Genomic DNA, 22815 nt, shown 5'->3' with positions numbered 1-22815 from the left:
TCCGGATCACGTCGATGACGACGTCGCCGCTGATCGGTTCCGACCTCCTTCTCGGACGCGCGGACGGTATGTTTCAGGAGGATGTGAGGCTCCTGCTTGCCGCTGACGACTGCGGTCTGATCCTGATGACCTGTCGCGGCGTGAGGCGCTCCTCCCAGAGCGCCGATGAGTGTCTCGCTGATGGTGTCGAATACGATGTGTTCGAGATTCTATGAATTCGCTGCGCGACGGCGGCGATGTGGTCGAATGGCCGGTTTCCCGACCTTGCCGGCGGCTCGATGATGGATTTTGCTGGCGCCCATAGCCGTCAATGGGAGCGCCAGCATGACCTGCCTCGACCGATGGACCGCCCACACGCCGATGTCCGACCCCGGCCAACAGGCGCAGGCTATCGCAGCTTTCCCCGACGAGGTCGGGCATCTCGCCGGCATCGTCCAGGGCCTGCTGGTGCATTCCAGCTGGCTTGCGGACTATGGTCTCGACGCCTCGAAGCTCGGGCCGAGCGCGCGCCAGACCCTGCCGATCGCCGAACGGCTTGCCGACATCATGCAGCGCGACGACCGACCCCTTGCCCAGGCGCGGCCGGCCGACAGGCGATCCGTTGGAACATGCCGGGATTTTGCGCTGATGCTTTGTGCATTTCTCCGCAGCAAGGGCGTTCCCGCGCGTGTGCGATGCGGCTTCGCATCCTATTTTTCGGCGGAGTGGGAAGATCACTGGATCTGCGAATATCGGGATGGCGGGACGGGCGAGTGGCGGCTTGCCGACGCACAGATTGACGCGATGCTGAGACGCAGGAAACACATTGAATTCGACGCTGCCGACATGCCCCGCAGCGCTTTCCTCATGGCAGGGGAAGCCTGGCTGACATGCCGCCGCGGAGAGGCCGAGCCCGCAAGCTTCGGCCATGGCGGCACGATCGGTCTCTGGTTCCTGAAGATCAATGTCCTGCGCGACCACCTTGTCCTGAACGATCGGGAGACCTCCGAATGGGATCGCTGGCGCGAGGCACCGGAGGCAAGCCGGCAGGTGCCACCCGATGAGCTGGCATGGCTGGATGATCTCGCCGCCCGCCCGTATCAGTCGCTCGTCGCCCGCAAACCGGACTGGCTGGCCTAGGTTTGGTTACGTGGCTGGAGAGGCCGGCTGTGCTGGACGATCAAAAAGCGAAAACCTAAAAGAGATCGACCCCAAGCCCGCGTTTTGAAGGAGGAGAAAAATGGAGCGTATCGAGAGGGAAGTGAGCGGCGGCTGCCAGTGCGGGGCCGTGCGCTACCACGCAACCGCGATGCACGACAATTCGCATCTCTGCCATTGCCGCATGTGCCAGAAAGCCTCGGGCAACGTCTTTGCCGCGCTTGTCGCCGCGCCCGACGATGCGCTCACCTGGACACGCGGCAGGCCTCAAGTCTGGAAGAGCTCGGAGCTTGTCGAGCGCGGCTTCTGCGCCAATTGCGGCACGCCCTTGTTCTTCCACCACCTCGAAAACGGCCGCACCAATCTGATGATCGGTTCGCTCGACGATCCGCACGCCTTTCCGCCGCATGCCAGCACCTGTACCGAGAACATGGTGGGGTGGTTCGATACGATCACGGGCATTGAAAATACCGGTGCCACCGAAACCAACGGTGCCGACTGGGCTGCGGCGATCAAGGAGAGCAGCAACCAGCACCCTGACCACGATACGAGTTCATGGATGGTCAAGGGGCGTGATGGCTGACTCCTTTTCCGCCTCTCACGAGTGGGCAGGCTGCGGCTCGATGCCGACGTCGAGCAGATCGATCGAGACGGCGACCCGATCGAGGATCGGCCGGTTGTCCGGGCCGGTTGCGTAAACCCTGCGCTTCGTCGGGATTATCAAGCCAGCGAAACTCCTGTGGTCGCTCGCATAGTTGGCGCTCCTGGTGCCGCCCATGATGTCGACGCTGTAGTCATGGCGCCGCAACAGGCCGTCCGCATTGAAATAGAAGGTCTGCACGGTGGAATGGCTGGGGACGGTCGGCGGGAAGGTTACCTTCAGCCGGCGCCAGGTTTCATCCTCTTCCTGCCACGGCTCGATCTCCTCCGTCCTGAAACCGGGAAGCGTGAAGAGAAACGGCGTCGTCAGATAGGTCCACATGGCATAGCCGGTGAAATAGATCAGGTGCTGCCGGTCCCAGGGTGTGGTGATCGTATGTCCTTCAAATAGGGAACGCGGCGCGGCACGATGCTCGATGACGTCGCCGCTGTCAGCAACGATAGATGTTTGCTCCGGTTCCCAGACGCAATGCTGCCCTTTCTCCAGGAAGGGGGTGAATTCGGTGTGCGGACGACGGGTTGAGACCGAGGTGCGGATGTCGGCATAGACATCCGGCCAGCCCTTCACATGCCAGACCGCGCCGCCAACTTTGATATGTGCATGCAATTGCTCGATCTGCTGCCAGCGTTGCAGGCCGCCATGCGCTTCGATTGCGAGATCCAATAGGTCGGTCACTTCTAGAGCCTCCGGTTCGTGATGATCATAAAGGTTTAATTTTGAAACCTATCGACATTTATTCCGATATGGTTTAACTTTGCAACCGTAATTCGGATGAAAGGCGGGAAAATGAAGGGCAAGCGAACTGACATGGGGGATGCCCAGTGCGGGATCGCGCGGTCTCTGCAAGCCGTCGGTGATTGGTGGTCGCTCCTCATCATCAGGGAGGCTTTCAAGGGGCTTCGACGGTTTTCCGAGTTTCAGAAGAGCCTCGGGCTCGCAAAGAACATCCTGTCGGTTCGCCTGCGAAAGCTCGTGGAGGAGGGCATCTTCACGGTGGAGCCGGACCCTGACTCCGCACTCAGCCATCTCTATCTCCTGACGCCGAAAGGCCGCCAGCTGAGCGTGGTCCTCGTCGCTCTCTGGCAATGGGGAGAAGAGCATTGCTTTGCAGAGGGTGAACTGAACTATGCGATCGTGGACAGCCTGAACCGGCAACCCTTGCAGAAGCTTCAGCTTGCGGCCCGAGACGGCCGGCCTCTGGAATCCCGACAGTTTCGCATTGATCCCCGGGATCGTTGAGCCCAGCCCCTAGGGAGCCTTCGTTGCAGGCGCAGGGCGCTTCTCGTCAAGCCTCTTCATGAAGCGCTCCATCTCGATGACGGCGCGCCGATGCGTTCCTTCACCGATAAGACCGGCATCGTCGCGGCATGTTACGTTGAACAGGAGCGACTTTCCGTCGATCTCCGCCAGTTCGATTTCCGCGGTGATGTTCATTCCGACCGGCGTTGCCGCGACGTGACTGACATTGACATGGGTGCCGACGGTGCGCTGTCCCTGACGAAGGAAAGGCCGAAGGCCCTGCACACAGGTCTGCTCGATGAAGGCAATCATGATTGCTGTCGCCAGCACCGGCGGCATGTCACGAAAACCGGGCCAGGAATCGTCGATCTCGGGAACCGTATGGATGGGGGCGACACGCAGCCGTTCCACATGACGCAGCCCGACAAAGAGTGGCGGCAGTTCGGCGGACTGTCTCATATCTTGCCCAATCGCATATTGATCGGCCAGGAAATCGGCAGCTTCCGCGTTGGCTCGCCCCATAGGGACGAGACATCGCGTACGAAGCCCTCCAGAATATCGTCGCGCCCGGCCTCGTTCACGCGCCGGACGGCGGACCAGGTCGACAGGTAACCCAGGAATTCTCCAAGCTCCCAGACACGATCGATCGTCATTTCGGGATAGGGCATCTCTTCGAATGGAAACTCGATGTCGGCATAGCCGGAATCCACAAGCTTGCGCTCCGGCGGCCAGTAGGGACCGATTTCATCGCTGTAGAACCTGTCGAACCGGTGCTGCAGGTCGGAAGGTGCAAGCCGCATCACGCCATAACTGAGCAACGCGATGATCGCGCCGTCGTCGACGACACGGCGGACCTCGGCGTAGAAACGCGGGCGGTCGAACCAGTGGGCCGCCTGCGCTGCGGTGATCAAGCTCGCGCTTGCGTCGGGCAGGGGGAGCTGTTCTGCGGGGGCACGGAGATAGTCGACGTTCGAAGGACCCTGGGCATTGGCGATCTGGTCTTCGCTGGGATCGATGCCAATGACCTTGTGGAAATGCTCCGCGAGTTGTCGCGTCAGTTGCCCGGTGCCGCATCCGACATCGACCGCGCAACCCCTGCCGCCGACGGTCTCAGCCAGAAACTTCGAAAGCCCGGCCGGATATTCCGGTCTGAACAACGCATAGGCCCTGCCGCCCATGTCGAACCAGTTTTTCGCAGTGGTTGTCGAGGTGTTCCTAGTCATCCGTCTTTCCTGCACGTTCCGCATCCGCCAGCCGGTCGGCAAAGCCCTGTCTTTCAAGGGCGGCCGCAAGGCTTCCCAACATCTCGAGCAGCGGGAATCCGATTTCCGTCTCAAGCGCGCCGATGGCGCGGAACGTCGTTTCCCAATGGGGTTCCAGCCTCTTCAGAAGTTCCAGGCCGCGCCTGGTCAGTTTCAGGCCGCTCTTGCGTCCGTCTTCCAGATCGTGCCGAACGACCAGATCGTCCTTCAGCATCAGGCTCACGGTCTGGCTGATCGCCCCTTGCGTGAGGCGGCTGGCGGTCGTGATATCAGTCACCGTGACGGCTCCTGCGCTGAGGGCACGGAGCACGGGCGTATAGCGGGGGCGGTAGTCAATATCCATGGCCCGATACCGCTCGGCTGCGCCCTGGTCCACCAATTCGCCGACATATCGAAGGAGTTCGCCCAGACCGGGCCTGTCTTTGTCGCTCATGGAGAGGAAATTATATTAGCGCTAATGTAATTTCAAGTGCCTGTCTTCATTCACATGGCCGGCGCGGAATTTGCCGTTCAGCCAGCCGATTGATGGGGATGACGAGGCCCGGATAAGCGACGAACGTTTTCGTGGCGCTCTCATCTAGCGGGAACCGTTGGCAGCCTCCAGGCGGTTGCGCTCAATTTCACTCATGTTCGACAGAACCCAGCGCGTCAGCTGCGTCAAAGGCTCGGCAAGCGACCTGCCGAGGGTGGTAAGGCTATATTCCACCTGAGGCGGGATTGTCGGATAGACTTTTCTGGAAACGAGACCGTCGTTTTCAAGCGCACGCAAGGTCCGTGTCAGCATCTGCTGGCTGATGCCCCCGATAAGCCGGCGCAGTTCGTTAAATCTCCTCGGGCCATCCAGCAGCATCGTGATCGTCATGATCGTCCACTTGTCACCAATGCGGCCAAGCATCTGGCTGATTGGACGACAGTCCATGCTCGTTCCCGGTTGCCGGGGCGGGGTAGGTAAATCCATGTGACCAGGCCCTAAAATTATGCGTTCTTGTGCGGACGCAGTCTAGCAAACATATCTAGTCAGTAAAACATACTACCACAGGAGATGTTATGACTGACCGGAAAACAATCGCGATTTTTGGTGCCGGCACAGGGTTGGGTGCTTTCGTCGCAAGGCGCTATGGAAAGGCCGGGTTCCGCGTCGCCCTCGTCGCTCGCAACGCCCAGTCTCTGGACCAAAGGGTGTCCGAGCTGTCGGCGCAGGGCATAGAAGCGGCCGCCTTTCCCGGCGATCTCAATGAGATCGACGCAATCGCGGCTTTGGTGGAAAAGATCGAAGAGAAGTCAGGTCCGATTCACACCGCCGTTTTCGCGCCTGTCGGCAGCTTTCGTATGCTTCCGGCTGTCGATCTGACGGCAGCCTTGCTCAAGGAACTCGTCAATATCCTGACCTTGGCTCCAGTCGAAGTCGTCCGCGCGGTATTGCCGGGTATGCTTGCTCGCGGCAATGGGGCGATCATCGTCGCCGACGGTCTTTCGGCGGTGACGCCAATGCCCGGATTGAGCGGCCCAGGCCCGGCCTTTGCCGCCACACGCAATTACATCCTCGGCCTCCACGAAGAGATCAAGGCGCGCGGCGTGTTCGCCGGGATGCTCCACATCGGTGCCATGATCGACAATTCCACAGGCCTTCGCATTGCGGCCGCAAATGGCCTGCCGCTCGATGATCGGCGCTTCACGACGATCGATCCCGACGTACTTGCCGAGGAAATCTGGTCGATGGCGGCCGACCGGACTCGTGCCGAGTCGATCCTGCCGGCTAATCGCTATGCGCATTGACCGATAGGGCCTTCATGAGGGGCAGCGGCAACACCGCTGCCCCCCGCTCAAGATGGCCCTTGTTCCACGCATCGGCCATTGCGATCTCCTCGCATCACGACACAGAGAGAGCAGGACCAATCACCGGACAAGGAACCCAAGCACTGCTGCGTTTGCAAGATCGATGAAGAAGGCGGAGACGAGCGGCAGGATGATGAACGCGATAGTGGCTGCTCCGTGGATCTTGGTGACCGCCGTCATATTGGCTATTGCCGTGGGGGTCGCTCCGAGCGAAATCCCGCAAAAGCCGGCGGAAATGACCGCCGCATTGTAGTTGCGCCCCATGGCCGGGAACACGACGAGGATGATGTAGACGATGGCCGCAAGCGTCTGAACCGCCAGCACGATCGCGAGCGAAAGGCCTAGTCCGCTCAAGGCCCACAACTGCATGCTCATCAGAGACATCGCCAGGAATACGTTCAGAGAGAGATCGGATATGAGCGCCAGACCGCGGGTGTGGGTCGGCCAGGGCAGGCTCGGCGCCAGGATCGGAATGCTGTTCGTCATCACGATGGCGACCAGCAGACAGACGACGAACAGCGGCAGATTGATCCCGGCTTCGAGGATAATCTCGTGCAGGGCGTAGCCGATGATGATGGCAATATTTGTCACCAGCAATGTGCGCAACAGGCCGATGTAGCTGACATCGTCTTCCTGGCCGGCAGCCGCATCCCGCGACACGCCGATCGTCAGCTCCTCGTCCTTGGGGCCGCTCAGGCCATTCCGGGCGATTAGATACTGCGCGATTGGTCCCCCGATCAGACTGGCGACGACGAGGCCGAGCGTTGCGCTGGCAATGCCGATTTCGAGAGCATTGGTGAGACCGAAACGGCTCGACACGACAGGTGCCCAGGCAATCGCCGTGCCGTGCCCGCCGATCAGTGAGATCGAACCGAGAAGGATTGCCATGCCTTGTGGAAGGCCTAGCACTTCACTCGCCCCCATGGAAAGGAGGTTCTGGATGACAAGAAACGCAAGCGTGAGGGCCAGCAGGATGAGAAACGGCTTGCCCCCGGCAAAGAGATCGGAGACCCGCGCGTTCAGGCCGACGCCGGTGAAAAAGTAAAGCAGCAGCATGTCGCGTGCGGCAAGCTCGAAGCTGATCTCGATATCGAAGAACTCGTAGGCGACGAGCGTCACGAGTGCTGCCAGCAGCCCGCCCGTGACTGCCTCCGGGATGCTCCAGCGGGTGAGGGCAGGGATGAGCCGATTGAGGTTCGCGCCGGCGAAGAACACGAGGATCGCTATGGTGAACGACAGCAGTCCCGGGACTTGTATTGTCGACATGTGCCACCTTCACCGCCAGACGCGCCGTATCGGTTGCAAAACACTGACACACGCGCTTTGACTGAACCAGTGAAAATATTGTTTCGCCCCCTCGCTGCTCCCGGGGACATCGTGCGGCATCCGGCTTCTGCTGCCCGTTACTGGTTTCGAAGCACGCCGACGAGAGCCTTTCCGTCGGTGAAATAGGGATCGCCGCCGCCGTTGCGACCGTCTTTGGTCGGTCCGATGCCATTGATCTCATAGCTCGACAAAAGTTGCCCGGCCTTGAGAAGATCGCTGATGACAAGGTCTCGCTCTGCATCGACATCAGGGCCGATATGATGCGTGATTTGACCGGTGTCGTGGCTGAAGCCGACGCCCCGATCAAAACTTGCCGAGCCCAGCCAGTGCGGGCGGCCATTTGGGCCGGTTTGTTCGGTCAGCCAAAAACGGACATGGTTGCGTTCGTCGGCGCTTTTGCCGACGGGCTTTTCGAAAGCCAGATCCTGTTTTCTGCCCTCAAAAAGCAGGGGGCTCACCGGCGCATCGAGATCAGGCCGATCAAGCACCACACTCAGTCCGATATCGATCGATGTGCGCAGGGTAATCTTGTCGGCAGGATCCCATCCGGCCGCCGCGAACGCCCGGATGACCTCTTCCTTCGAACCGACAAGACCGACATTGATGGGGTCGCCGGGAATACCCTGCTCGGTGGTCGTGACCATGTTGCCAACTTTGGCAACGCGGTCGGCATCGTGAAAAATCCAGATTTCGGGAATGACGAAATAGGCAAGCAGCAAATATGTGAACAGCAGGGCAGCCACTGATCTCGTCGCCATGCGGATTCTCGTGCGATGACGCATTGGAAATCCCCCCAGATTGCCAGGGAGGATCATACGCCGAACATGCGGTGGCGACATTCATAATTTGCAGTTGTCCGCTCGATCTCGATCGAAGCAAAAAGCAAACGCACAGGACGTCGACTGTCTCGCCGACGATAGCGTTCATTAGAAACTGCTTGAATTCTGATACGCATGTTGTATACAAGTTGTTTATCAGCTCGTGGAGCAGGTCCATGTCGCTTTCATTCTCTTCGCAGCCGGATGCCGCCCAGGACATGGTCTATGCCTGGTTGAAGCAGCACGTGCTGACCTTGCCCCGCCATGAGACGACTTTCCTGACGGAGTCGCAGGTCTGCCGGGAGACCGGAGTTTCCCGAACTCCCGTGCGGGAAGCCTTCCTGCGGCTGGAAGCCGACGGCTTGCTCAAGATCATGCCGAAGAAGGGGGCTTACATCGCGGCGATCACCGAGGCCGAGATCGACGATATCATGCAGGCTCGACGCCTCGTCGAAGAGTGGTGCGCGCAGCAGGCAAGCAGTTTCGGCAGCAGCGTCGCCGATGGATTGGACGACATGATCGCGCGGCAGGAACAAGTCCGCAACGATCCCGTCGCCTTCATCGAAAGCGATCGGGAATTCCACCGGACAATCGTGCGGGCAGCGGGCAACGTGGTTCTCGCAACATTCTACGAGAGCCTGCGGGATCGGCAGGTCAGGATGGGCGTGCATGCCATCTCCGTCGGCAGCCGGATCGATGAGGTCCTGGTCGAACATCGCGCAATTGTCGATGCGATCCGGGCCGGCGAGCCGGGACGGGCGGTGGCGGCGGTCGGCGAGCATCTGGCGAGGACGCTGACGGCATTGCGGACACCGTCTTTCGGCGGCCGGGCTGCCGTCTCTCGGGCTGCGGAATAGCCGCTGCACGGACGCGAACTTAAGGCTGACAGGAAAGCAGGAATGGCAATCGGATAATTCAGATCAGCACCGGGGGCCGGACATGGAACCAGTTTTCGACGTGAATGCATTCAGGCAGGCGTTGGGGCAGTTTCCGACCGGTGTGTGCGTGGTCACCAGTGTCGTCGGCACGGAGACGCTCGGTGTGACGATCAGCTCGTTCAATTCTCTCTCGCTCGACCCGCCGCTGGTCCTGTTCAGCATCGATCGCCGTGCGGCCAGCCTGCCGCTTTGGCAGCAGGCGACGGCGTACACGATCAACGTTCTCTCGGAAAACCAGGCGGATCTTTCGGGCCGCTTCTCGCGGTCGCTTAGCGACAAGTGGGAGGGGATCGCCTGCGAGACCCGGGCAGGGCACGGTCCCGTATTGCCGGGTGCTGCGGCGGTGTTTCACTGCGCGCATTGGGCCGTCCATCAGGGCGGCGACCATCTTCTTTTCATAGGCAAAGTCATCTCGTTCCGCACATTCCGGGACCGCCATCCGCTGGTCTTTTCCAAGGGCCGTTACGCCGCCCTGGAAAATGAAAGATTCGCCGATCAATCGTGGCCGTTGGCCTCGCACTATTGAAGGGGGTAGTGATGTTGAAGACAGGTGCACAGCATATCGAAGCCCTGCGCGACGGCAGGCAGGTGTTCATCAACGGCGCTGTTGCGGGCGATGTCACCGCGCATCTGGCCTTTCGCGAAACGGTACGGTCCGTGGCGCGGCTCTATGACTTCCAGAGCGAAGAACGGAACCGGGCGCTCATGACCTGCGAGACGGAGAGCGGGGATCGCGCAAGCCGGATCTGGCAGATGCCGGCGAGCTACGCGGAACTCGTGGAGCGACGCAAGGCGCTGGAGACATGGGCCACGCTGCATTGCGGTTTCCTTGGTCGCGCTCCCGATCATGTCGCCTCCTGCCTGTCCGGCATGATGATGGGGATCGATGTGTTCCGGGATCATGATCCGAAGCGCGCCGATGCGCTGGCCGACTATTATCGCCATGCCCGCGACAGCGACCTCTACCTGACATACGTGATCATCAATCCGCAGGCGGACCGGTCGAAGACGGCAAGCCAGCAACAGGACCGCACGCTGACTGCCGGTGTCGTCGATCAGGATGCGGAGGGCCTGACGATCCGCGGCGCGAAGATGCTGGCGACGGGTGCGATCATGGCGAACGAAGTCCTCGTGACCTGCATCCAGCCTCTCTCGGAAGGAGACGAGCCCTATGCCGTCTCCTTCGCCGTCCCGATGAATGCGCGCGGCATGACAATCATGTCCCGCAAATCCTACGAGGAACATGCGGTGAGCGTGTTCGACAACCCGCTCGCCAGTCGCTTCGACGAGAACGACGCGGTCCTCTATTTCGATGACGTCAAGGTGCCCTGGGACAGGGTATTCATCAACCAGGATATCAAGATGTGCCAGCGGCAGTTTCATGACACGCCGGCGCATGTCCTGCAGAACTATCAGGCACAGATCCGCCTGATGGTGAAGATGCGCTTCCTGTCGGGGCTGGCGCATCGCATTGCCGAAACCAACGGCATCGTCAATTTCCCGCAGGTGCGTGAGATCCTCGGCTCGCTGGCAGCCCAGAATGCGATGGTCGACGCCTTTGTCCACGCCATGGAGGTCAAGGGGCAGATGCGCGGCCGCCATTTCATCCCGGATGCGCACATGCTCTATTCGGCGCAGGTGCTGACCCAGAAACTTTATCCCGCCGTGATTTCGACCCTGCGCGAACTGGCGGGCGGCGGATTGATCATGCTGCCTTCGAGCGTCGCCGATTTCGCCGACCCGCAGCTGAAGGAGCTGATCGAGAGGACGCAGCAATCACCGGCAGCGAGCGCCGAAGGACGGGTGAAGCTGTTCAAACTGGCCTGGGATGCGATCGGCTCTGAATTCGCCTCGCGCCATACACAATACGAAATGTTCTATGCCGGGGCGAATTTCGTCACCACCAACCACAGTTTCCGCACCTTCGACTGGCATTCCGGCACAAGGCTCGTCGACCAGATGCTGGATTCCTATTCGCTCGAAGGCGAGCGTCCGGCCGATGCCGCGGTGGCGGCATGAGCTCTCCGATTTCGGCCTTCCGGGAGCACAAGGAGTTCCACCGCGTCGACATGGATACCGGCTGGCATGGTCCTTCCGGCTATCCGCCCGGCATCGAACAGAAGATACTGGCGGGACGCCTGGACGAGACCGGGGGCAAAGGCAGCCGCACCCGCTTGCTCCGCTTCAGCCCGGGTGCGCGGACCGATCGGCCGTTTGTCCACGATTACTGGGAGGAGGTCTATCTGCTCGAGGGCGACCTGATCGTCGGTGATGGAACAGAACTGGCGACGACCTTCTCCATCCATACCTATGCCTGTCGTCCACCCGGTGTCTTTCACGGACCATTCAGATCGGAGACGGGATGTCTGCTGCTGGAGGTCCACTACTATGACGCACCATAGATTCTGACGCAGGGCGGCCGAAAACCTCGCAGCCCATCGGCCTGATCCGGCTATTGCCCGCCGGCCGATACGCACAGGAACACCGCCTTCTGTGCCTCGAAGGCGCGCTTGAATGCGGGCCGCGCCTGTCCGCGTGCGACATAGGCGCAGAGGTTGGGATATTCGCCCAGCAGCGCCGATCCCTCCAGCCGCAGCAGCACCGAGATCATCTGCAGGTCGCCGGCGCTGAAATCTCCGTCCAGCCAGTCGGCATCGCCGAGCCGGGCGGAGAGTTCGCCGAGCCGCTTGCGGATGCGTCTTTCGACATGGGCCTGCCGCTCCGGGTACCAGCTCTCCTTGCCCTCTTCAAATCTGGCGGTCTCGCGCTCGACGATGACGGGTTCCATCGTGGAGATGGCGGCGAAGATCCAGGTGATGGCGCGCGCCCGGGCGTTGGCATCATCGGGCAGCAGGCCGCCATGATTGAGGGCGATATGCAGGATGATCGCGCCGGATTCGAAGAGCGCGAGATCGCCTTCCTCATAGGTCGGGATCTGCCCGAAGGGCTGAAGCGCAAGATGGGCATGCTCCTTCATCGTCTTGAAGGAGACGAGGCGGACATCATAGGGCTGGCCTGCTTCCTCCAGCGCCCAGCGCACGCGCATGTCGCGCGCAAGGCCCTTGCCGCGATCGGGCGAGCGTTCGAAGGCGGTAATGGTGATCGTCATTTCTGTCCTCCGTGATCTGTCCGTCTGGAAGACGGGCAGGCGGGCCTGAATCCGACAGCGGGATGTTAGTTCTTGGCTATCCGTCATGCCTGCGCGACATCCCCCGCCGGGCCCAATATCACGGGATCACGGCGGAAATCGTCGGAACTTGGTAGCAATGCGGCCGCTTGATCTCCGTAAATTCCGGGCTTGCTCGCGGCGGCCATTATCGGCCGAGCAAACCTAAACAGGCGCTCCGGCGGAGCCGGGCACTTCGCCAAACCGGTTGGCAGTTTTCGAGCCAGGAGTGAGGATGATTGCAAGATGGAGCGCCAGCAGAAAAATGCCGGTGAGAATTGCCCCGATCAGGGAGCCAACCGCCTCGTAATAGCTATAGACCAAATGAAGCAAGAGGACTGAAGGGCTCCACCAGCCGCTCTGATCGAAGTCATGCAGACGCGTCACCATCAAGCAAAGGCTGGCGATGATAGCCAGCACATAGGTCAGGGCGACCAACGCCTCAACCATAGGAATCGTCTGCCGAGTTCCGACCGGCGTCAGTAGGCGAGTGAGCGCGAATATCGCGGCCGCGGCGAAAGCGATGACTGCCATGTTGGACAGGAAATAGCGAAGACGACCAAGCCTACCGTGTAACGAGAATGCTCTGAGCATTGAATCCCCTTGCCGCTGATCGAGAAAAAACACTCTCGCGCTCATAGTTAGACGATTGCTTCGAAGCAGCGCGGTCGGCCGCTCCGTGGATTAAATCTCAGTGGCTGCCCCCTTGATCTCTGTCAAGGACTGCCGGTCGGGCCTGCGATACACCTTCTCATGTACCCGATTCCTGGACGTGCAGCGCCTGCGATGGCGCGACAGGAGATGGTGATTGGCCTGACACGCCTAAAGTGTCATAATGGTTGCGTCGGCAACTCTGGGGAGGCGTTGTGGCTCAAATCACGGATTCTGTCGCAGAGTTCAAGAGGAAGCGCAGGCGGGAGCTTTTGACCTTCGCCGTGCTCGCTTTCGGGATTTGGCCCGTCGTCGCCGTCGGGGTCGTCGGCGGTTACGGCTTCATGGTCTGGATGTACCAGATCGTCTACGGGCCGCCGGGGCCGCATGAGGTCAAGGCTGCACCTCCCGGCTCGGCAGAGTGAGGATCTCCAATGGTTCTCTCGACACGCACGCGACGCGGTTTTCTGACCGGCAGGTCATCGGCAGATCCGGCGACGAATTTTCCTCCCGGGGTGATACTTCCCCCCGGAGCGACTGAAACATCCGTTCGGAGCTGTTCGGGCTGCGGCGCATGCGTCGATGCCTGTCCCACCAAGATCATTTCGATCCGTTCGGGCATTCCCACCGTGGATTTCCGGCTCGGGGAATGCACCTTCTGCGGCCAGTGCGCGGAACGATGTCCCGAGAGCGTTTTTCCGGCAGGTGCCGCCAGCAGCTTTGCCCATCATGCTGTTATCGATGACGGGTGCCTCGCCAACAATTACGTCGACTGTCAGGCCTGCCGCGACAGCTGTCCTGAAGGCGCCATCCGATTCTGGCCGCGGCTCGGCGGGCCGTTCGTTCCCGAGCTCGATGCGCATGCCTGTACGGGATGCGGCGCCTGCATTTCGGTCTGTCCGGCCGATGCAATCGCGATGAAACCCCGCCATCGGGAGACAGCCCATGTCTGACAGCCGCCATCACGTCTCCAGCGCCGTCGTCGTTACCCGCCCGGAACTGACCGGCGATGTCGCGGCGCGTCTGGTTGCGATCGAAGGGGTCGAGGTTCACGCGACGGTGCCCGGCAAGATCGTCGTGGTGATCGAAGGGCCGCATTCCGGCGTGCTCGGGGAAAGGCTGATCGGCATTTCGGCGATGGACGGCGTGCTCGCCGCCCACATGGTTTTTGAACAGGCATTGGAAATGAAGGAGACAATCGATGACGACCGAACTCACGCGGCGTGATCTCCTGAAGGCGCAGGCGGCGGCGATTGCCGCGACGGCCGCCGGCATCGCTGCGCCCGCTTCGGCGCAGTCTGTGCCCGGCGGGGTGGCGGCGCTGGAGATCAAATGGTCGAAGGCGCCATGCCGCTTCTGCGGCACCGGCTGCGGCGTCATGGTCGGCGTGAAGGAAAACCAGGTCGTTGCCACCCATGGCGACATGGAGGCGGAGGTCAATCGCGGCCTCAACTGCGTCAAGGGCTACTTCCTCTCCAAGATCATGTACGGCAAGGACCGGCTGACGAGCCCGCTGCTGCGCAAGCGGGACGGCGTCTATGCCAAGGACGGCGAGTTCGAGCCCGTCACCTGGGAAGAAGCCTTCGACGTGATGGCGGCGCAGGCCAAGCGCGTGCTCAAGGAAAAGGGGCCGACGGCGCTCGGCATGTTCGGCTCCGGCCAGTGGACCATCTTCGAAGGATACGCCGCGACGAAGCTGATGCGGGCGGGCTTCCGCTCCAACAATCTCGATCCCAATGCGCGCCACTGCATGGCGTCCGCGGCGGTCGCCTTCATGCGCACCTTCGGCATGGACGAGCCGATGGGGTGCTACGACGATTTCGAAAACGCCGATGCCTTCGTGCTCTGGGGTTCGAACATGGCCGAGATGCATCCGATCCTCTGGACGCGGGTGGCCGACAGGCGGCTCGGGCACGAGCATGTCAAGGTCGCGGTGCTTTCCACCTTCACGCATCGCAGCATGGACCTTGCCGACATACCGCTGATCTTCAAGCCGGGTTCGGACCTCGCGATCCTGAACTACATCGCCAACCACATCATCCAGACCGGCCGGGTCAACCAGGATTTCGTCGACAAGCATACGAAGTTCATGAAGGGCACGACCGATATCGGCTACGGCCTGCGCCCCGACAACCCGCTGGAATTGAAGGCCAAGGGTGTCGCCGACGCCGCCAAGATGGAGCCGATCGATTTCGAGGCCTTCAAGGCGATGGTCTCCGAATACACGCTCGAAAAGGCGGTCGAGCTTTCGGGCGTCGACAGCGCCTTCCTGGAGCAGCTCGCGGAACTCTATGCCGATCCCAAGACCAAGGTCATGTCGCTCTGGACCATGGGCTTCAACCAGCATGTGCGCGGCGTCTGGGCCAACCAGATGGTCTATAACCTGCATTTGCTCACGGGAAAGATTTCCGAGCCGGGCAACAGCCCGTTTTCGCTGACGGGACAGCCGTCGGCCTGCGGCACGGCCCGCGAGGTCGGCACGTTTTGCGCACCGCCTGCCGGCCGACATGGTCGTCACCAATCCCGAGCATCGCAAGCATGCCGAGGAAATCTGGAAGGTGCCGGAGGGGCTGCTGCCGGACAAGCCCGGTTATCACGCCGTCGAGCAGGACCGCATGCTGCATGACGGGAAGCTGAATTTCTACTGGGTGCAGGTCAACAACAACGTCCAGGCAGCCCCGAACACCAGCAACGAGACCTACAAGGGCTATCGCAACCCGGACAATTTCATCGTCGTCTCGGATGCCTATCCGACAGTGACAGCCATGAGCGCCGATTTGATTCTGCCGGCGGCCATGTGGGTGGAGAAGGAGGGTGCCTACGGCAATGCCGAGCGGCGCACGCATGTCTGGCACCAGCTGGTCAATGCGCCGGGCGATGCTCGCTCCGATCTCTGGCAGCTGGTGGAATTTTCCAAGCGCTTTACCACCGACGAGGTCTGGCCCGCCGACATCCTCGACAAGAACCCGGACTACAAGGGCAAGACGCTCTACCAGGTGCTCTACCAGAACGGAAATGTGGACGAATTCCCGCTGACGGACGTCTCGCCAGACTATGAGAACCGCGAGGCCAAGGCCTTCGGTTTCTACATCCAGAAGGGTCTGTTCGAGGAATATGCCCATTTCGGCCGCGGGCATGGACATGATCTGGCACCCTACGACATGTACCATCAGGTGCGCGGCATGCGCTGGCCCGTCGTCGACGGCAAGGAGACGCGGTGGCGCTACCGCGAAGGTTACGACCCCTACGTCAAGCCGGGCGAGGGGCTGAAGTTCTACGGGCAGAAGGACGGCCGCGCGGTCATCCTGGCGGTGCCTTACGAGCCGCCCGCCGAGTCGCCCGATGACGAGTTCAATTTCTGGCTCGTGACGGGCCGTGTTCTTGAACATTGGCATTCCGGCTCGATGACGATGCGTGTTCCCGAGCTCTACCGAGCCTTTCCCGGTGCGCGCTGCTTCATGAACGGCGACGACGCCAGGAAGCTGGGCTTCAACCAGGGGGCGGAGGTGCGCATCCAGTCACGGCGCGGCGAGATCATCAGCCGCGTGGAAATCCGCGGGCGCAATCGCATGCCGCATGGCGTGATCTTCGTGCCGTGGTTCGACGCCAGCCAGCTGATCAACAAGGTCACGCTCGACGCCACCGACCCCATCTCCAAGCAGACGGATTTCAAAAAATGCGCAGTCAAGCTTCTTCCGGTCGCCTAATCTCCAGGCGCGCTCGGGCGATCGCGGCCGTCGCCCTTCTCCTGCTCACCGGCACCGTCACGCTCGCGCAGATGGTGCCCTCGTTGTCCGGCAACGAGAATCCGATGGAGAGCAAGGAGGCGAAGCCCGTACCCAAATGGGTGATCGATGACATGAGGAAGATGCGGAACTATCCGGACCAGCCTCCGATCATCCCGCATTCGATCGAGGGCTACCAGCTGACGGTGAACGCCAATCGCTGTCTCTCCTGCCATCGGCGCGAGTTGACGGAAGGCTCCGGTGCGCCGATGATCAGCGTCACCCATTACATGACCCGCGAAGGGCAGATGCTCGCCGATGTCTCGCCGCGGCGATATTTCTGCACCGCCTGCCACGTGCCGCAGGCGGATGCGAAGCCGCTGGTGCCGAACACCTTCAAGGATATGAGCGAGCTGGGCTTCAAGCCTGCGGGAAGCGAGCAATGATCGGCAGGATCAAAACGATAGTCCTGTGGTGCTGGCGCCTGTTGCGCTCGCCGGCAACGACACTCAGCCTGGCATTCCTGACGCTCGGCGGCTTTGTCGGCGGGGTCATGTTCTGGGGTGCCTTCAATACTGCGCTCGAAGTGACCAATACCGAGGCCTTCTGCACCGGCTGCCATGAAATGAAAACGAACGTCTATGAGGAGCTGAGCCGCACCGTTCACTTCTCGAACCGTTCGGGCGTTCGCGCCACGTGCCCGGACTGCCACGTGCCGCACCAGTGGACCGACAAGATCGCGCGCAAGATGCAGGCTTCGAAGGAAGTCTGGGGCAAGATATTCGGGACGATCAACACGCGCGAAAAATTCCTCGACAAGCGGCTGGAACTCGCCGAGCACGAATGGGCGCGGCTGAAGGCCAATGACAGCCTGGAATGCCGCAACTGCCACTCGATGGGCGCCATGGACCTGACGAAACAGACCGTGCGCGCCGCCGAGATCCACACGCGATACCTGCTGCCGGGCAAGGCGACCTGCATCGATTGCCACAAGGGAATCGCGCATGAGCTTCCGAACATGGAAGGCGTCGATCCGGGCTGGAAGGTCCCGGCGGAGCTGATGGGCAGGAATGCCGATCCCGGCTGGCATGAGCGGGCCAAGCTCGCGGCCTATCTCGGCACGGCCGATGCGGTGGCCATCGACAACTGACGGCTGCGGCGCCTCTGCCTGGTGTCGCATGAAGGGCAGGGCATGCGTGTGAAGGTCCGCAGCTCCAAGCCTCTGAAAGCGGCAGGCTTCCGGGGCTTGGAACGTTTGCCGGGGCATCCGCGTTTTCGCCGTCATGATGTACGTGCAGCCCGTTCCTTCGCCGCTTGTCTCCCCGCGGGTCGGCAAGATCGTTCAGACCGGCCGCGAGCAGATCCATATGCTCGAAAGCGGCAGCGCGGGTGCGGATCCCGTCGTGCTGCTGCATGGTTGCGGCAGTATCGCCGAGGAGGTGATGATGCCGTTTTCGGGCAGCGGCCTCCATATCATCGCGCCCGACAGGCCGGGTTATGGTTTCAGCGCGGCACTGCCTGCCGGCGAGCGCGGGCCGCTTGGCCAGTCCTTCTGGCTGGAGCGTTTGCTGGAGGCGCTGGCGTTTGAGCGTGTGGTGCTCGCTGCCCACTCGATCGGCTGCGCGGCGGCCCTGCATCTGGCCGCCCGCCGGCCGGATCTGCTGAAAGGCCTGTTTCTCATCTCGCCCTGCTGCCGGCCCGTTCCCTTCAAGCCGCTGATCGTGCTGCGCAGCGCCGTCGCTCCCTTCGTCGGCCCCGTCATCCGCCAGCATGTGATTGCCCGCTGGTCGTCCTATTTCCTCGAGCGCGGCCTGCGCACCTCGTCCCATCCCAATCCCGTCGCCGCAGGGCTTTTCGCGCTGCCGGCCATGCATGTGGTCAATGCCGCCTCGATCGCCACCATGGCCGAGGAACTGTGGGCCTTCAACGGCGACATGCAGCCGCTCCGGAGCCTGCCGGCCGATCTGCCGGTTTCCGTTCTCTTCGGCCGTGAGGACCGGATCATCGGACCGCGCTGGCATCTCGACTGGCTTCAGGAGAGGCATCCGGCGGCCCGGGTCGAACTGCTGGATGGCATCGGCCATATGCCGCATCATGTCGCCTCCGATCTGGCGGTGACGATGCTGGGCGATCTTGCAGGCAAGACGCCGGGCGATCTTGCGGACAAGACGTCGGGCGAAACCAGTGAGGGGAGCCAGTCCACAATCGCGGTCGCCTAAGGGCGTCGCGCAAAAAAAAAGCCCGCCTGGCTAAGGCGAGCCGAAAGTTGCTGCCCTTGTCGGGCATGGGGAAGTCAAGCGGTGGTAAGGGCCTCGCTGGATCGGGCCTCCGGAACTGCGGGCCGCGGAGCAGTGTTCTCGCCGGCGCGGCGGGCCAGCTGCCGGCTGGCGGTATCGAGCAGGGTTGCGAAGGCGGCAAGGCTGATCCTGTCGGCGCGCAGCATCTGGCGGATCAGCGGATCCCTCAGCATATCCGATGCGGTCATCTCATTCATAGCTGGTCCTCCTTGTCCGAACCTATGGTAGGCGTTGTTTGTAAAGAATACATGTCAAGGTGGTGACAAAAGCAAGGCGGAGGCGGCGAACCTTCGAAGGCGGTCGTGGTCATCGTCATCGCTGTTCTCCTTGACCTCCCTGGCAAGATGACGCGCGAGCAGGCGCGAATTCGACATCCGGTGCCAATTTTCGCCATCGGTCATGCTGCAGAATGGGCGTCAGTGCGGGCGCCAAGCCGGCTCGCGGTGCCTACGGCTCTGGCCGGATGGGCGTTTTGACGGTGGTGAGCCTGTCGCGGTATAGAAGACGGGTCTTCCGAAAATCCCTTCGGGGTTTTCGTTCCGCCGGCAAGGCCGCGGCCGCCATCTGCCGTCGGCCTCGCAGAATTTCCAACCGAGGGAGACGGGCATGAGCAGGTTGAACAGCAGTGCGTTGGCTCTGGCAGGTGCGGTGCTTGTGATGAGCCTTTCGCCGGCATTTGCCGAGGACAAGGCGGCGGTAATCTATCGCTGCGATGACGGCGAAGGCGCCACCGCAAGCTTCGTGACCGAGCCGAGCGCGGTGCTGCTGACCACGGGCGGGAAGAGCTTCCGTCTGCCGCAGGGCATGTCCGGTTCCGGCGCGCGTTACACCGACGGCACCGTGCTGTTCTGGATCAAGGGCAACGATGCGCAGCTGGAGGCGCCCGGGCGATCCACCAGCTGCCACGTGCAGTAAGCCGGCGCCTTCGGGCCGGTTGCATCGAGAGGCCTGATTTCGCGACAAGCGGAACTTTTGCGGCTGCGCATTGTTCGTTTCGTGGCGCCTCAATCAGGAGAAACAATCATGAAGCCTTTTCTCATCGCCGGTCTTGCCATGCTCATCGCATCGCCCGTGCTTGCGCAGACAGCCGCAGAGAAAACCGGTGTCAATTCCGCCCTCGGGGTTGCACCGAAGACAGAGGATTTCGTTGCGGAGGCGGCGACATCGGACATGTTCGAGATCGATTCCAGCAAGCTTGCCATCGCGCGCTCGGACGCAGCGACCAAGGCTTTCGCCGAGCAGATGGTGAAGGATCATCAGAAGACGTCGCAGGAGCTGAAGGCGCTGGTCTCCGGCGGCAAGGTGCAGGCGAAGATCCCGCAGACGATGACATCGGCCCAGAAGGAGATGCTCGACAAGCTCAGCAGCCTGCAGGGCGAGGATTTCACCAAGCAGTATCATGCCGACCAGGAGGAGGCGCATGAGGATGCCGTCGATCTCTTCAAGCGCTACGGCGATGAAGGCGACAATCCGGATCTGAAGGCCTGGGCCGCAAAGACCCGGCCGGCGCTCGAGCATCACCTGCAGATGGCTAAGGACCTGAACAAGTAGGCCATTCGGTCGCCGGCAGCGCGCTGCGGTGCTTTTCAGGTCAGGCACCCGGGCATCGCAGGCGGCCGCACTACGTCAAAACGCGCTCTTCAGCGCCTCCATCACCACTCTCACGGCGGGCACGTCCCTGATCTCGGCGTGAACCACCAGCCAGATCTCCCGCGTCAGTGCGTTTTCGTCCCCGATGCGCTGAAGGCCGTCCGCATCCGTGACAGCAAAATCCGGCAGCAGCACCACGCCGCCGCCGAGCCTTGCGGCGGCGGCCTGAAATTCCAGCACCGAAGAGCGGATTGCGATCGGACGGCCGGCGGCGAGTTCGGTCAGGCGCAATTGCTGCGGCGAGGCGTTCATGCCCTCGTCATAGCCGATGAAGGTCCATTGCGCCTCCGGCACGCTGTCGAGATAGCTCTTCGCGGCATAGAGGTGGAAGGCCATGTCGCCGAGCCTGGTGATGGCATAATCGCCATCTTCGGGGCGTGACATGCGCACGGCAATATCGGCCTCGCGGCGGTTCAGCGAGGCGAGGCGTTTTTCGCCGACAAGCGTGATCTCCACGCCCGGATGCTCGCGCCTGAGGGCGGCGACGGGTTTTGCCAGCAGCACGCTCGAGAGCGCCGGCGGGGCGCTGATCCTCACATGGCCGCGCGTCTCCGTGGCGCTTGCGCGGCCGAGCTGCTCGATGACAGCCATCTGCTGGGCCACGAGGGCCGCATGTTTCGCAACCTGCTCGCCATCGCCGGTCAGGATGATGCGCCGACCGCGGCGGTCGACGAGCTTGCGGCCGAGATTTTTCTCGAGCGCAGCAATGCGCCGGCTGATCGTCGCGTGCTCGACGCCGATCTGCCTTGCCGCGCCGAGAAAGGTTCCCGCCTGCGCCAGCGCCAGGAAATGCCTGAGATCATCCCAGTCTATATGTGTGAATTCCTTCCCAGTCATTGTGCGACGATAGGGAATTTTCACACACAGGGCTAGCGGCTAGTTTGCCCCCATCCGCAAACCCCATGAAGGAGAATGACCGATGCCCGACCAGATCGTCCTGCTCGACGCCCCCGGCGATGTCACCCGGTTCCGGCTGCAGGATCAGCCGCCACAAAGTCCCGGCGCCGGCGAGATCAGGATCCGCCATCAGGCCGTCGGCACCAATTTTCTCGATGTCTATCACCGCAAGGGGATCTATGCGCTGCCTTCCTATCCCGCCGTCATCGGCGTGGAGGCGGCCGGCGTGGTCGAGGAGATCGGCCCTGATGTCTCCGGCTTCCGGCCGGGTGAGCGCGTCGCCTATGCCGGCCCGCCTGCCGGCGCCTATGCCTCCACCCGCATCGTCGCGACGGAGAGGGTGATGGCGCTTCCCGACGCCGTCTCCGCAAAGGTCGCCGCAAGCTCGATGCTCAAGGGCATGACGGCCTATATGCTGCTGAGGAAAGTCACCGATGTCGGGCAGGGCAGCACCGTGCTTGTCCACGCCGCTGCCGGCGGGCTCGGCAGCATCCTGGTGCGGTGGGCGAAATCGCTCGGCGCCACCGTCATCGGCTCTGTCAGCTCGCCGGAAAAGGCTGCCCTTGCCGCTTCCTATGGCGCCGATCACCTGATCGTCGGGCGAGGGGCCGATATCGTGGCAGAGGTCAAGCGGCTGACCGGCGGGAACGGCGTCGATGCCGCCTATGACGGCATCGGCGGCGATATGCTGCTGCAAACCATCCGCGCCGTGCGCCCCTTCGGCACCGCCGTTACCATCGGACAGGCCGCAGGTCCCATCCCGCCCGTTGCGGTCGAGGAGCTGCGGCCCGGCAAATCGCTCTCGCATCCGAGCATCATGGCCTGGTGCGCCGATCCCGGCCGATATCGCGAGGCTGCGGAAGCTGCGATCGCCGCCATGGGACGGGGCATCGTCTGCGAGATATCAGCCGAATATGCGCTGGCGGAGGTGGCCCGCGCGCATGAGGAGATGGAAAGCGGGCGGTCGGCCGGGAGTATTCTTCTGCTGCCGTGATCGGGCTGGGGCAGGAGGCTGCCGCGGCTGATGGCGCTGTTTTGAGGCGACGAAAAACCCCACCCCGACCCCTCCCGACAAGGAGGAGGGGCTTAACGTGCGGCAGCTGCTTCTCCACGCAACGTTGCGGAAGAGGCGAGGCGGTACGCCCGGGCTTAGCCCCTCCCACCTGTGGGGAGGGGTTTTTCATGGACACCTGCCGCACCGCGCCTTGCGCG

28 protein-coding genes and 2 pseudogenes are annotated in these 22815 nt (G+C 62.0%); 19 read left to right on the top strand and 11 right to left on the bottom strand.

Annotated features, from left to right (window positions below; translation table 11 throughout):
- Positions 1–14 precede the first annotated feature (14 nt).
- From LVY75_22015 to LVY75_22005, 3 genes are all read left to right on the top strand, one after another.
- A complete protein-coding gene (locus LVY75_22015) occupies positions 15–215 on the top strand; it encodes a DUF3237 domain-containing protein (GenBank protein ID XAZ21503.1) in 201 nt (66 codons plus the stop codon).
- A 109-nt stretch (positions 216–324) separates the two neighbouring features.
- On the top strand, positions 325–1119 hold the full coding sequence (locus LVY75_22010) for a transglutaminase domain-containing protein (protein ID XAZ21502.1): 795 nt from the start codon (positions 325–327) through the stop codon (positions 1117–1119).
- 100 nt (positions 1120–1219) lie between these two features.
- A complete protein-coding gene (locus tag LVY75_22005) occupies positions 1220–1720 on the top strand; it encodes a GFA family protein (GenBank protein ID XAZ21501.1) in 501 nt (166 codons plus the stop codon).
- A 15-nt stretch (positions 1721–1735) separates the two neighbouring features.
- Here the strand turns inward: LVY75_22005 and LVY75_22000 are convergent, their stop codons facing one another.
- Entirely contained in the window at positions 1736–2473 is a 738-nt protein-coding gene (locus tag LVY75_22000) for a hypothetical protein (GenBank protein XAZ21500.1), read from the bottom strand.
- 111 nt (positions 2474–2584) lie between these two features.
- Here LVY75_22000 and LVY75_21995 point away from each other — a divergent pair, with 111 nt between their 5' ends.
- Positions 2585–3037 carry a helix-turn-helix transcriptional regulator gene (locus LVY75_21995; GenBank protein ID XAZ21499.1) on the top strand — a complete coding sequence of 151 codons (453 nt, stop codon included), beginning with the start codon at positions 2585–2587 and terminating at the stop codon, positions 3035–3037.
- 9 nt (positions 3038–3046) lie between these two features.
- Here the strand turns inward: LVY75_21995 and LVY75_21990 are convergent, their stop codons facing one another.
- The 4 genes from LVY75_21990 to LVY75_21975 form a co-directional block, all read right to left on the bottom strand.
- On the bottom strand, positions 3047–3496 hold the full coding sequence (locus LVY75_21990) for a thioesterase family protein (GenBank protein ID XAZ21498.1): 450 nt from the start codon (positions 3494–3496) through the stop codon (positions 3047–3049).
- On the bottom strand, positions 3493–4260 hold the full coding sequence (locus tag LVY75_21985; protein ID XAZ21497.1) for a class I SAM-dependent methyltransferase: 768 nt from the start codon (positions 4258–4260) through the stop codon (positions 3493–3495). Before LVY75_21985 ends, LVY75_21990 begins: the two co-directional genes overlap by 4 nt.
- Positions 4253–4732 (bottom strand): MarR family transcriptional regulator, encoded by a 480-nt coding sequence (locus LVY75_21980; protein XAZ21496.1) that lies wholly within the window; start codon positions 4730–4732, stop codon positions 4253–4255. Before LVY75_21980 ends, LVY75_21985 begins: the two co-directional genes overlap by 8 nt.
- A 144-nt stretch (positions 4733–4876) precedes the next feature.
- The gene (locus LVY75_21975) at positions 4877–5218 is read right to left on the bottom strand and encodes a helix-turn-helix transcriptional regulator (protein XAZ21495.1); all 342 of its coding nucleotides are present in this window, start codon (positions 5216–5218) and stop codon (positions 4877–4879) included.
- 128 nt (positions 5219–5346) lie between these two features.
- Between LVY75_21975 and LVY75_21970 the strand changes: the two genes are divergently transcribed.
- Positions 5347–6075 (top strand): SDR family oxidoreductase, encoded by a 729-nt coding sequence (locus tag LVY75_21970; protein XAZ21494.1) that lies wholly within the window; start codon positions 5347–5349, stop codon positions 6073–6075.
- A gap of 120 nt (positions 6076–6195) precedes the next feature.
- On the opposite strand, the gene gltS is transcribed toward LVY75_21970, so the two are convergent.
- Both gltS and LVY75_21960 read right to left on the bottom strand, forming a co-directional pair.
- On the bottom strand, positions 6196–7401 hold the full coding sequence (gltS, locus tag LVY75_21965) for a sodium/glutamate symporter (GenBank protein ID XAZ21493.1): 1206 nt from the start codon (positions 7399–7401) through the stop codon (positions 6196–6198).
- Positions 7402–7538: 137 nt separating this feature from the next.
- A complete protein-coding gene (locus tag LVY75_21960) occupies positions 7539–8243 on the bottom strand; it encodes an LssY C-terminal domain-containing protein (GenBank protein XAZ21492.1) in 705 nt (234 codons plus the stop codon).
- Between the two features lie 212 nt (positions 8244–8455).
- Here LVY75_21960 and LVY75_21955 point away from each other — a divergent pair, with 212 nt between their 5' ends.
- The 4 genes from LVY75_21955 (at position 8456) to LVY75_21940 (ending at position 11619) form a co-directional block, all read left to right on the top strand.
- Positions 8456–9136: a GntR family transcriptional regulator gene (locus LVY75_21955; protein ID XAZ21491.1), complete on the top strand. Its 681-nt coding sequence runs from the start codon at positions 8456–8458 to the stop codon at positions 9134–9136.
- An 82-nt stretch (positions 9137–9218) separates the two neighbouring features.
- Positions 9219–9743: a flavin reductase family protein gene (locus tag LVY75_21950; GenBank protein ID XAZ21490.1), complete on the top strand. Its 525-nt coding sequence runs from the start codon at positions 9219–9221 to the stop codon at positions 9741–9743.
- Positions 9744–9754: 11 nt separating this feature from the next.
- Positions 9755–11236 (top strand): 4-hydroxyphenylacetate 3-monooxygenase, encoded by a 1482-nt coding sequence (locus LVY75_21945; GenBank protein XAZ21489.1) that lies wholly within the window; start codon positions 9755–9757, stop codon positions 11234–11236.
- Positions 11233–11619: a cupin domain-containing protein gene (locus tag LVY75_21940; GenBank protein XAZ21488.1), complete on the top strand. Its 387-nt coding sequence runs from the start codon at positions 11233–11235 to the stop codon at positions 11617–11619. The genes LVY75_21945 and LVY75_21940 overlap by 4 nt, the downstream gene beginning before the upstream one ends.
- 50 nt (positions 11620–11669) lie before the next feature.
- Here the strand turns inward: LVY75_21940 and LVY75_21935 are convergent, their stop codons facing one another.
- Both LVY75_21935 and LVY75_21930 read right to left on the bottom strand, forming a co-directional pair.
- A complete protein-coding gene (locus tag LVY75_21935) occupies positions 11670–12326 on the bottom strand; it encodes a glutathione S-transferase family protein (GenBank protein XAZ21487.1) in 657 nt (218 codons plus the stop codon).
- Positions 12327–12548: 222 nt separating this feature from the next.
- Positions 12549–13010, bottom strand: coding sequence for a DUF805 domain-containing protein (locus LVY75_21930; protein XAZ21486.1), 462 nt, complete (start codon positions 13008–13010; stop codon positions 12549–12551).
- A gap of 239 nt (positions 13011–13249) precedes the next feature.
- Here LVY75_21930 and napE point away from each other — a divergent pair, with 239 nt between their 5' ends.
- From napE to LVY75_21895, 7 genes and pseudogenes are all read left to right on the top strand, one after another.
- Positions 13250–13459: a periplasmic nitrate reductase, NapE protein gene (gene napE, locus LVY75_21925; GenBank protein ID XAZ21485.1), complete on the top strand. Its 210-nt coding sequence runs from the start codon at positions 13250–13252 to the stop codon at positions 13457–13459.
- A 9-nt stretch (positions 13460–13468) separates the two neighbouring features.
- Positions 13469–13987, top strand: a complete 519-nt coding sequence (napF, locus tag LVY75_21920) for a ferredoxin-type protein NapF (GenBank protein XAZ21484.1) — start codon at positions 13469–13471, stop codon at positions 13985–13987.
- A complete protein-coding gene (locus LVY75_21915; protein XAZ21483.1) occupies positions 13980–14261 on the top strand; it encodes a chaperone NapD in 282 nt (93 codons plus the stop codon). Before napF ends, LVY75_21915 begins: the two co-directional genes overlap by 8 nt.
- Positions 14236–16741, top strand: a pseudogene (napA, locus tag LVY75_21910) (periplasmic nitrate reductase subunit alpha). Before LVY75_21915 ends, napA begins: the two are co-directional and overlap by 26 nt.
- A gap of 71 nt (positions 16742–16812) precedes the next feature.
- Positions 16813–17205 carry a nitrate reductase cytochrome c-type subunit gene (locus LVY75_21905; GenBank protein ID XAZ25798.1) on the top strand — a complete coding sequence of 131 codons (393 nt, stop codon included), beginning with the start codon at positions 16813–16815 and terminating at the stop codon, positions 17203–17205.
- Positions 17202–17819: pseudogene (locus tag LVY75_21900) on the top strand (NapC/NirT family cytochrome c). Before LVY75_21905 ends, LVY75_21900 begins: the two are co-directional and overlap by 4 nt.
- Positions 17820–18042: 223 nt before the next feature.
- Positions 18043–18978: an alpha/beta hydrolase gene (locus LVY75_21895; protein XAZ21482.1), complete on the top strand. Its 936-nt coding sequence runs from the start codon at positions 18043–18045 to the stop codon at positions 18976–18978.
- A 74-nt stretch (positions 18979–19052) separates the two neighbouring features.
- On the opposite strand, the gene LVY75_21890 is transcribed toward LVY75_21895, so the two are convergent.
- Complete coding sequence (locus LVY75_21890) at positions 19053–19253, bottom strand: hypothetical protein (protein ID XAZ21481.1); 201 nt, start codon at positions 19251–19253, stop codon at positions 19053–19055.
- 409 nt (positions 19254–19662) lie between these two features.
- Here LVY75_21890 and LVY75_21885 point away from each other — a divergent pair, with 409 nt between their 5' ends.
- Positions 19663–19971, top strand: a complete 309-nt coding sequence (locus LVY75_21885; GenBank protein XAZ21480.1) for an MliC family protein — start codon at positions 19663–19665, stop codon at positions 19969–19971.
- A 108-nt stretch (positions 19972–20079) separates the two neighbouring features.
- The gene (locus LVY75_21880; GenBank protein XAZ21479.1) at positions 20080–20607 is read left to right on the top strand and encodes a DUF4142 domain-containing protein; all 528 of its coding nucleotides are present in this window, start codon (positions 20080–20082) and stop codon (positions 20605–20607) included.
- 75 nt (positions 20608–20682) lie between these two features.
- On the opposite strand, the gene LVY75_21875 is transcribed toward LVY75_21880, so the two are convergent.
- Positions 20683–21543 (bottom strand): LysR family transcriptional regulator, encoded by an 861-nt coding sequence (locus LVY75_21875; GenBank protein ID XAZ21478.1) that lies wholly within the window; start codon positions 21541–21543, stop codon positions 20683–20685.
- Positions 21544–21625: 82 nt separating this feature from the next.
- On the opposite strand from LVY75_21875, the gene LVY75_21870 reads away from it, so the two are divergent.
- Positions 21626–22597, top strand: a complete 972-nt coding sequence (locus tag LVY75_21870) for a quinone oxidoreductase (GenBank protein ID XAZ21477.1) — start codon at positions 21626–21628, stop codon at positions 22595–22597.
- The last annotated feature ends 218 nt before the right edge of the window (positions 22598–22815 follow it).

This window comes from Sinorhizobium sp. B11 (assembly GCA_039725955.1).
Classification (GTDB): Bacteria; Pseudomonadota; Alphaproteobacteria; order Rhizobiales; family Rhizobiaceae; genus Rhizobium.
The sequence above is the reverse complement of the archived record's forward strand: the minus strand, read 5'-3'. Positions and strand labels throughout refer to the sequence as shown.

Coding starts and splice junctions, on each gene's coding strand:
- LVY75_22015 (XAZ21503.1), top strand. CDS start 15: ATGACGACGTCGCCGCTGATCGGTTCCGACCTCCTTCTCGGACGCGCG.
- LVY75_22010 (XAZ21502.1), top strand. CDS start 325: ATGACCTGCCTCGACCGATGGACCGCCCACACGCCGATGTCCGACCCC.
- LVY75_22005 (XAZ21501.1), top strand. CDS start 1,220: ATGGAGCGTATCGAGAGGGAAGTGAGCGGCGGCTGCCAGTGCGGGGCC.
- LVY75_21995 (XAZ21499.1), top strand. CDS start 2,585: ATGAAGGGCAAGCGAACTGACATGGGGGATGCCCAGTGCGGGATCGCG.
- LVY75_21990 (XAZ21498.1), bottom strand. CDS start 3,496: ATGAGACAGTCCGCCGAACTGCCGCCACTCTTTGTCGGGCTGCGTCAT.
- LVY75_21985 (XAZ21497.1), bottom strand. CDS start 4,260: ATGACTAGGAACACCTCGACAACCACTGCGAAAAACTGGTTCGACATG.
- LVY75_21980 (XAZ21496.1), bottom strand. CDS start 4,732: ATGAGCGACAAAGACAGGCCCGGTCTGGGCGAACTCCTTCGATATGTC.
- LVY75_21975 (XAZ21495.1), bottom strand. CDS start 5,218: ATGGACTGTCGTCCAATCAGCCAGATGCTTGGCCGCATTGGTGACAAG.
- LVY75_21970 (XAZ21494.1), top strand. CDS start 5,347: ATGACTGACCGGAAAACAATCGCGATTTTTGGTGCCGGCACAGGGTTG.
- gltS (XAZ21493.1), bottom strand. CDS start 7,401: ATGTCGACAATACAAGTCCCGGGACTGCTGTCGTTCACCATAGCGATC.
- LVY75_21960 (XAZ21492.1), bottom strand. CDS start 8,243: ATGCGTCATCGCACGAGAATCCGCATGGCGACGAGATCAGTGGCTGCC.
- LVY75_21955 (XAZ21491.1), top strand. CDS start 8,456: ATGTCGCTTTCATTCTCTTCGCAGCCGGATGCCGCCCAGGACATGGTC.
- LVY75_21950 (XAZ21490.1), top strand. CDS start 9,219: ATGGAACCAGTTTTCGACGTGAATGCATTCAGGCAGGCGTTGGGGCAG.
- LVY75_21945 (XAZ21489.1), top strand. CDS start 9,755: ATGTTGAAGACAGGTGCACAGCATATCGAAGCCCTGCGCGACGGCAGG.
- LVY75_21940 (XAZ21488.1), top strand. CDS start 11,233: ATGAGCTCTCCGATTTCGGCCTTCCGGGAGCACAAGGAGTTCCACCGC.
- LVY75_21935 (XAZ21487.1), bottom strand. CDS start 12,326: ATGACGATCACCATTACCGCCTTCGAACGCTCGCCCGATCGCGGCAAG.
- napF (XAZ21484.1), top strand. CDS start 13,469: ATGGTTCTCTCGACACGCACGCGACGCGGTTTTCTGACCGGCAGGTCA.
- LVY75_21915 (XAZ21483.1), top strand. CDS start 13,980: ATGTCTGACAGCCGCCATCACGTCTCCAGCGCCGTCGTCGTTACCCGC.
- LVY75_21905 (XAZ25798.1), top strand. CDS start 16,813: ATGGTGCCCTCGTTGTCCGGCAACGAGAATCCGATGGAGAGCAAGGAG.
- LVY75_21895 (XAZ21482.1), top strand. CDS start 18,043: ATGATGTACGTGCAGCCCGTTCCTTCGCCGCTTGTCTCCCCGCGGGTC.
- LVY75_21890 (XAZ21481.1), bottom strand. CDS start 19,253: ATGAATGAGATGACCGCATCGGATATGCTGAGGGATCCGCTGATCCGC.
- LVY75_21885 (XAZ21480.1), top strand. CDS start 19,663: ATGAGCAGGTTGAACAGCAGTGCGTTGGCTCTGGCAGGTGCGGTGCTT.
- LVY75_21880 (XAZ21479.1), top strand. CDS start 20,080: ATGAAGCCTTTTCTCATCGCCGGTCTTGCCATGCTCATCGCATCGCCC.
- LVY75_21875 (XAZ21478.1), bottom strand. CDS start 21,543: ATGACTGGGAAGGAATTCACACATATAGACTGGGATGATCTCAGGCAT.
- LVY75_21870 (XAZ21477.1), top strand. CDS start 21,626: ATGCCCGACCAGATCGTCCTGCTCGACGCCCCCGGCGATGTCACCCGG.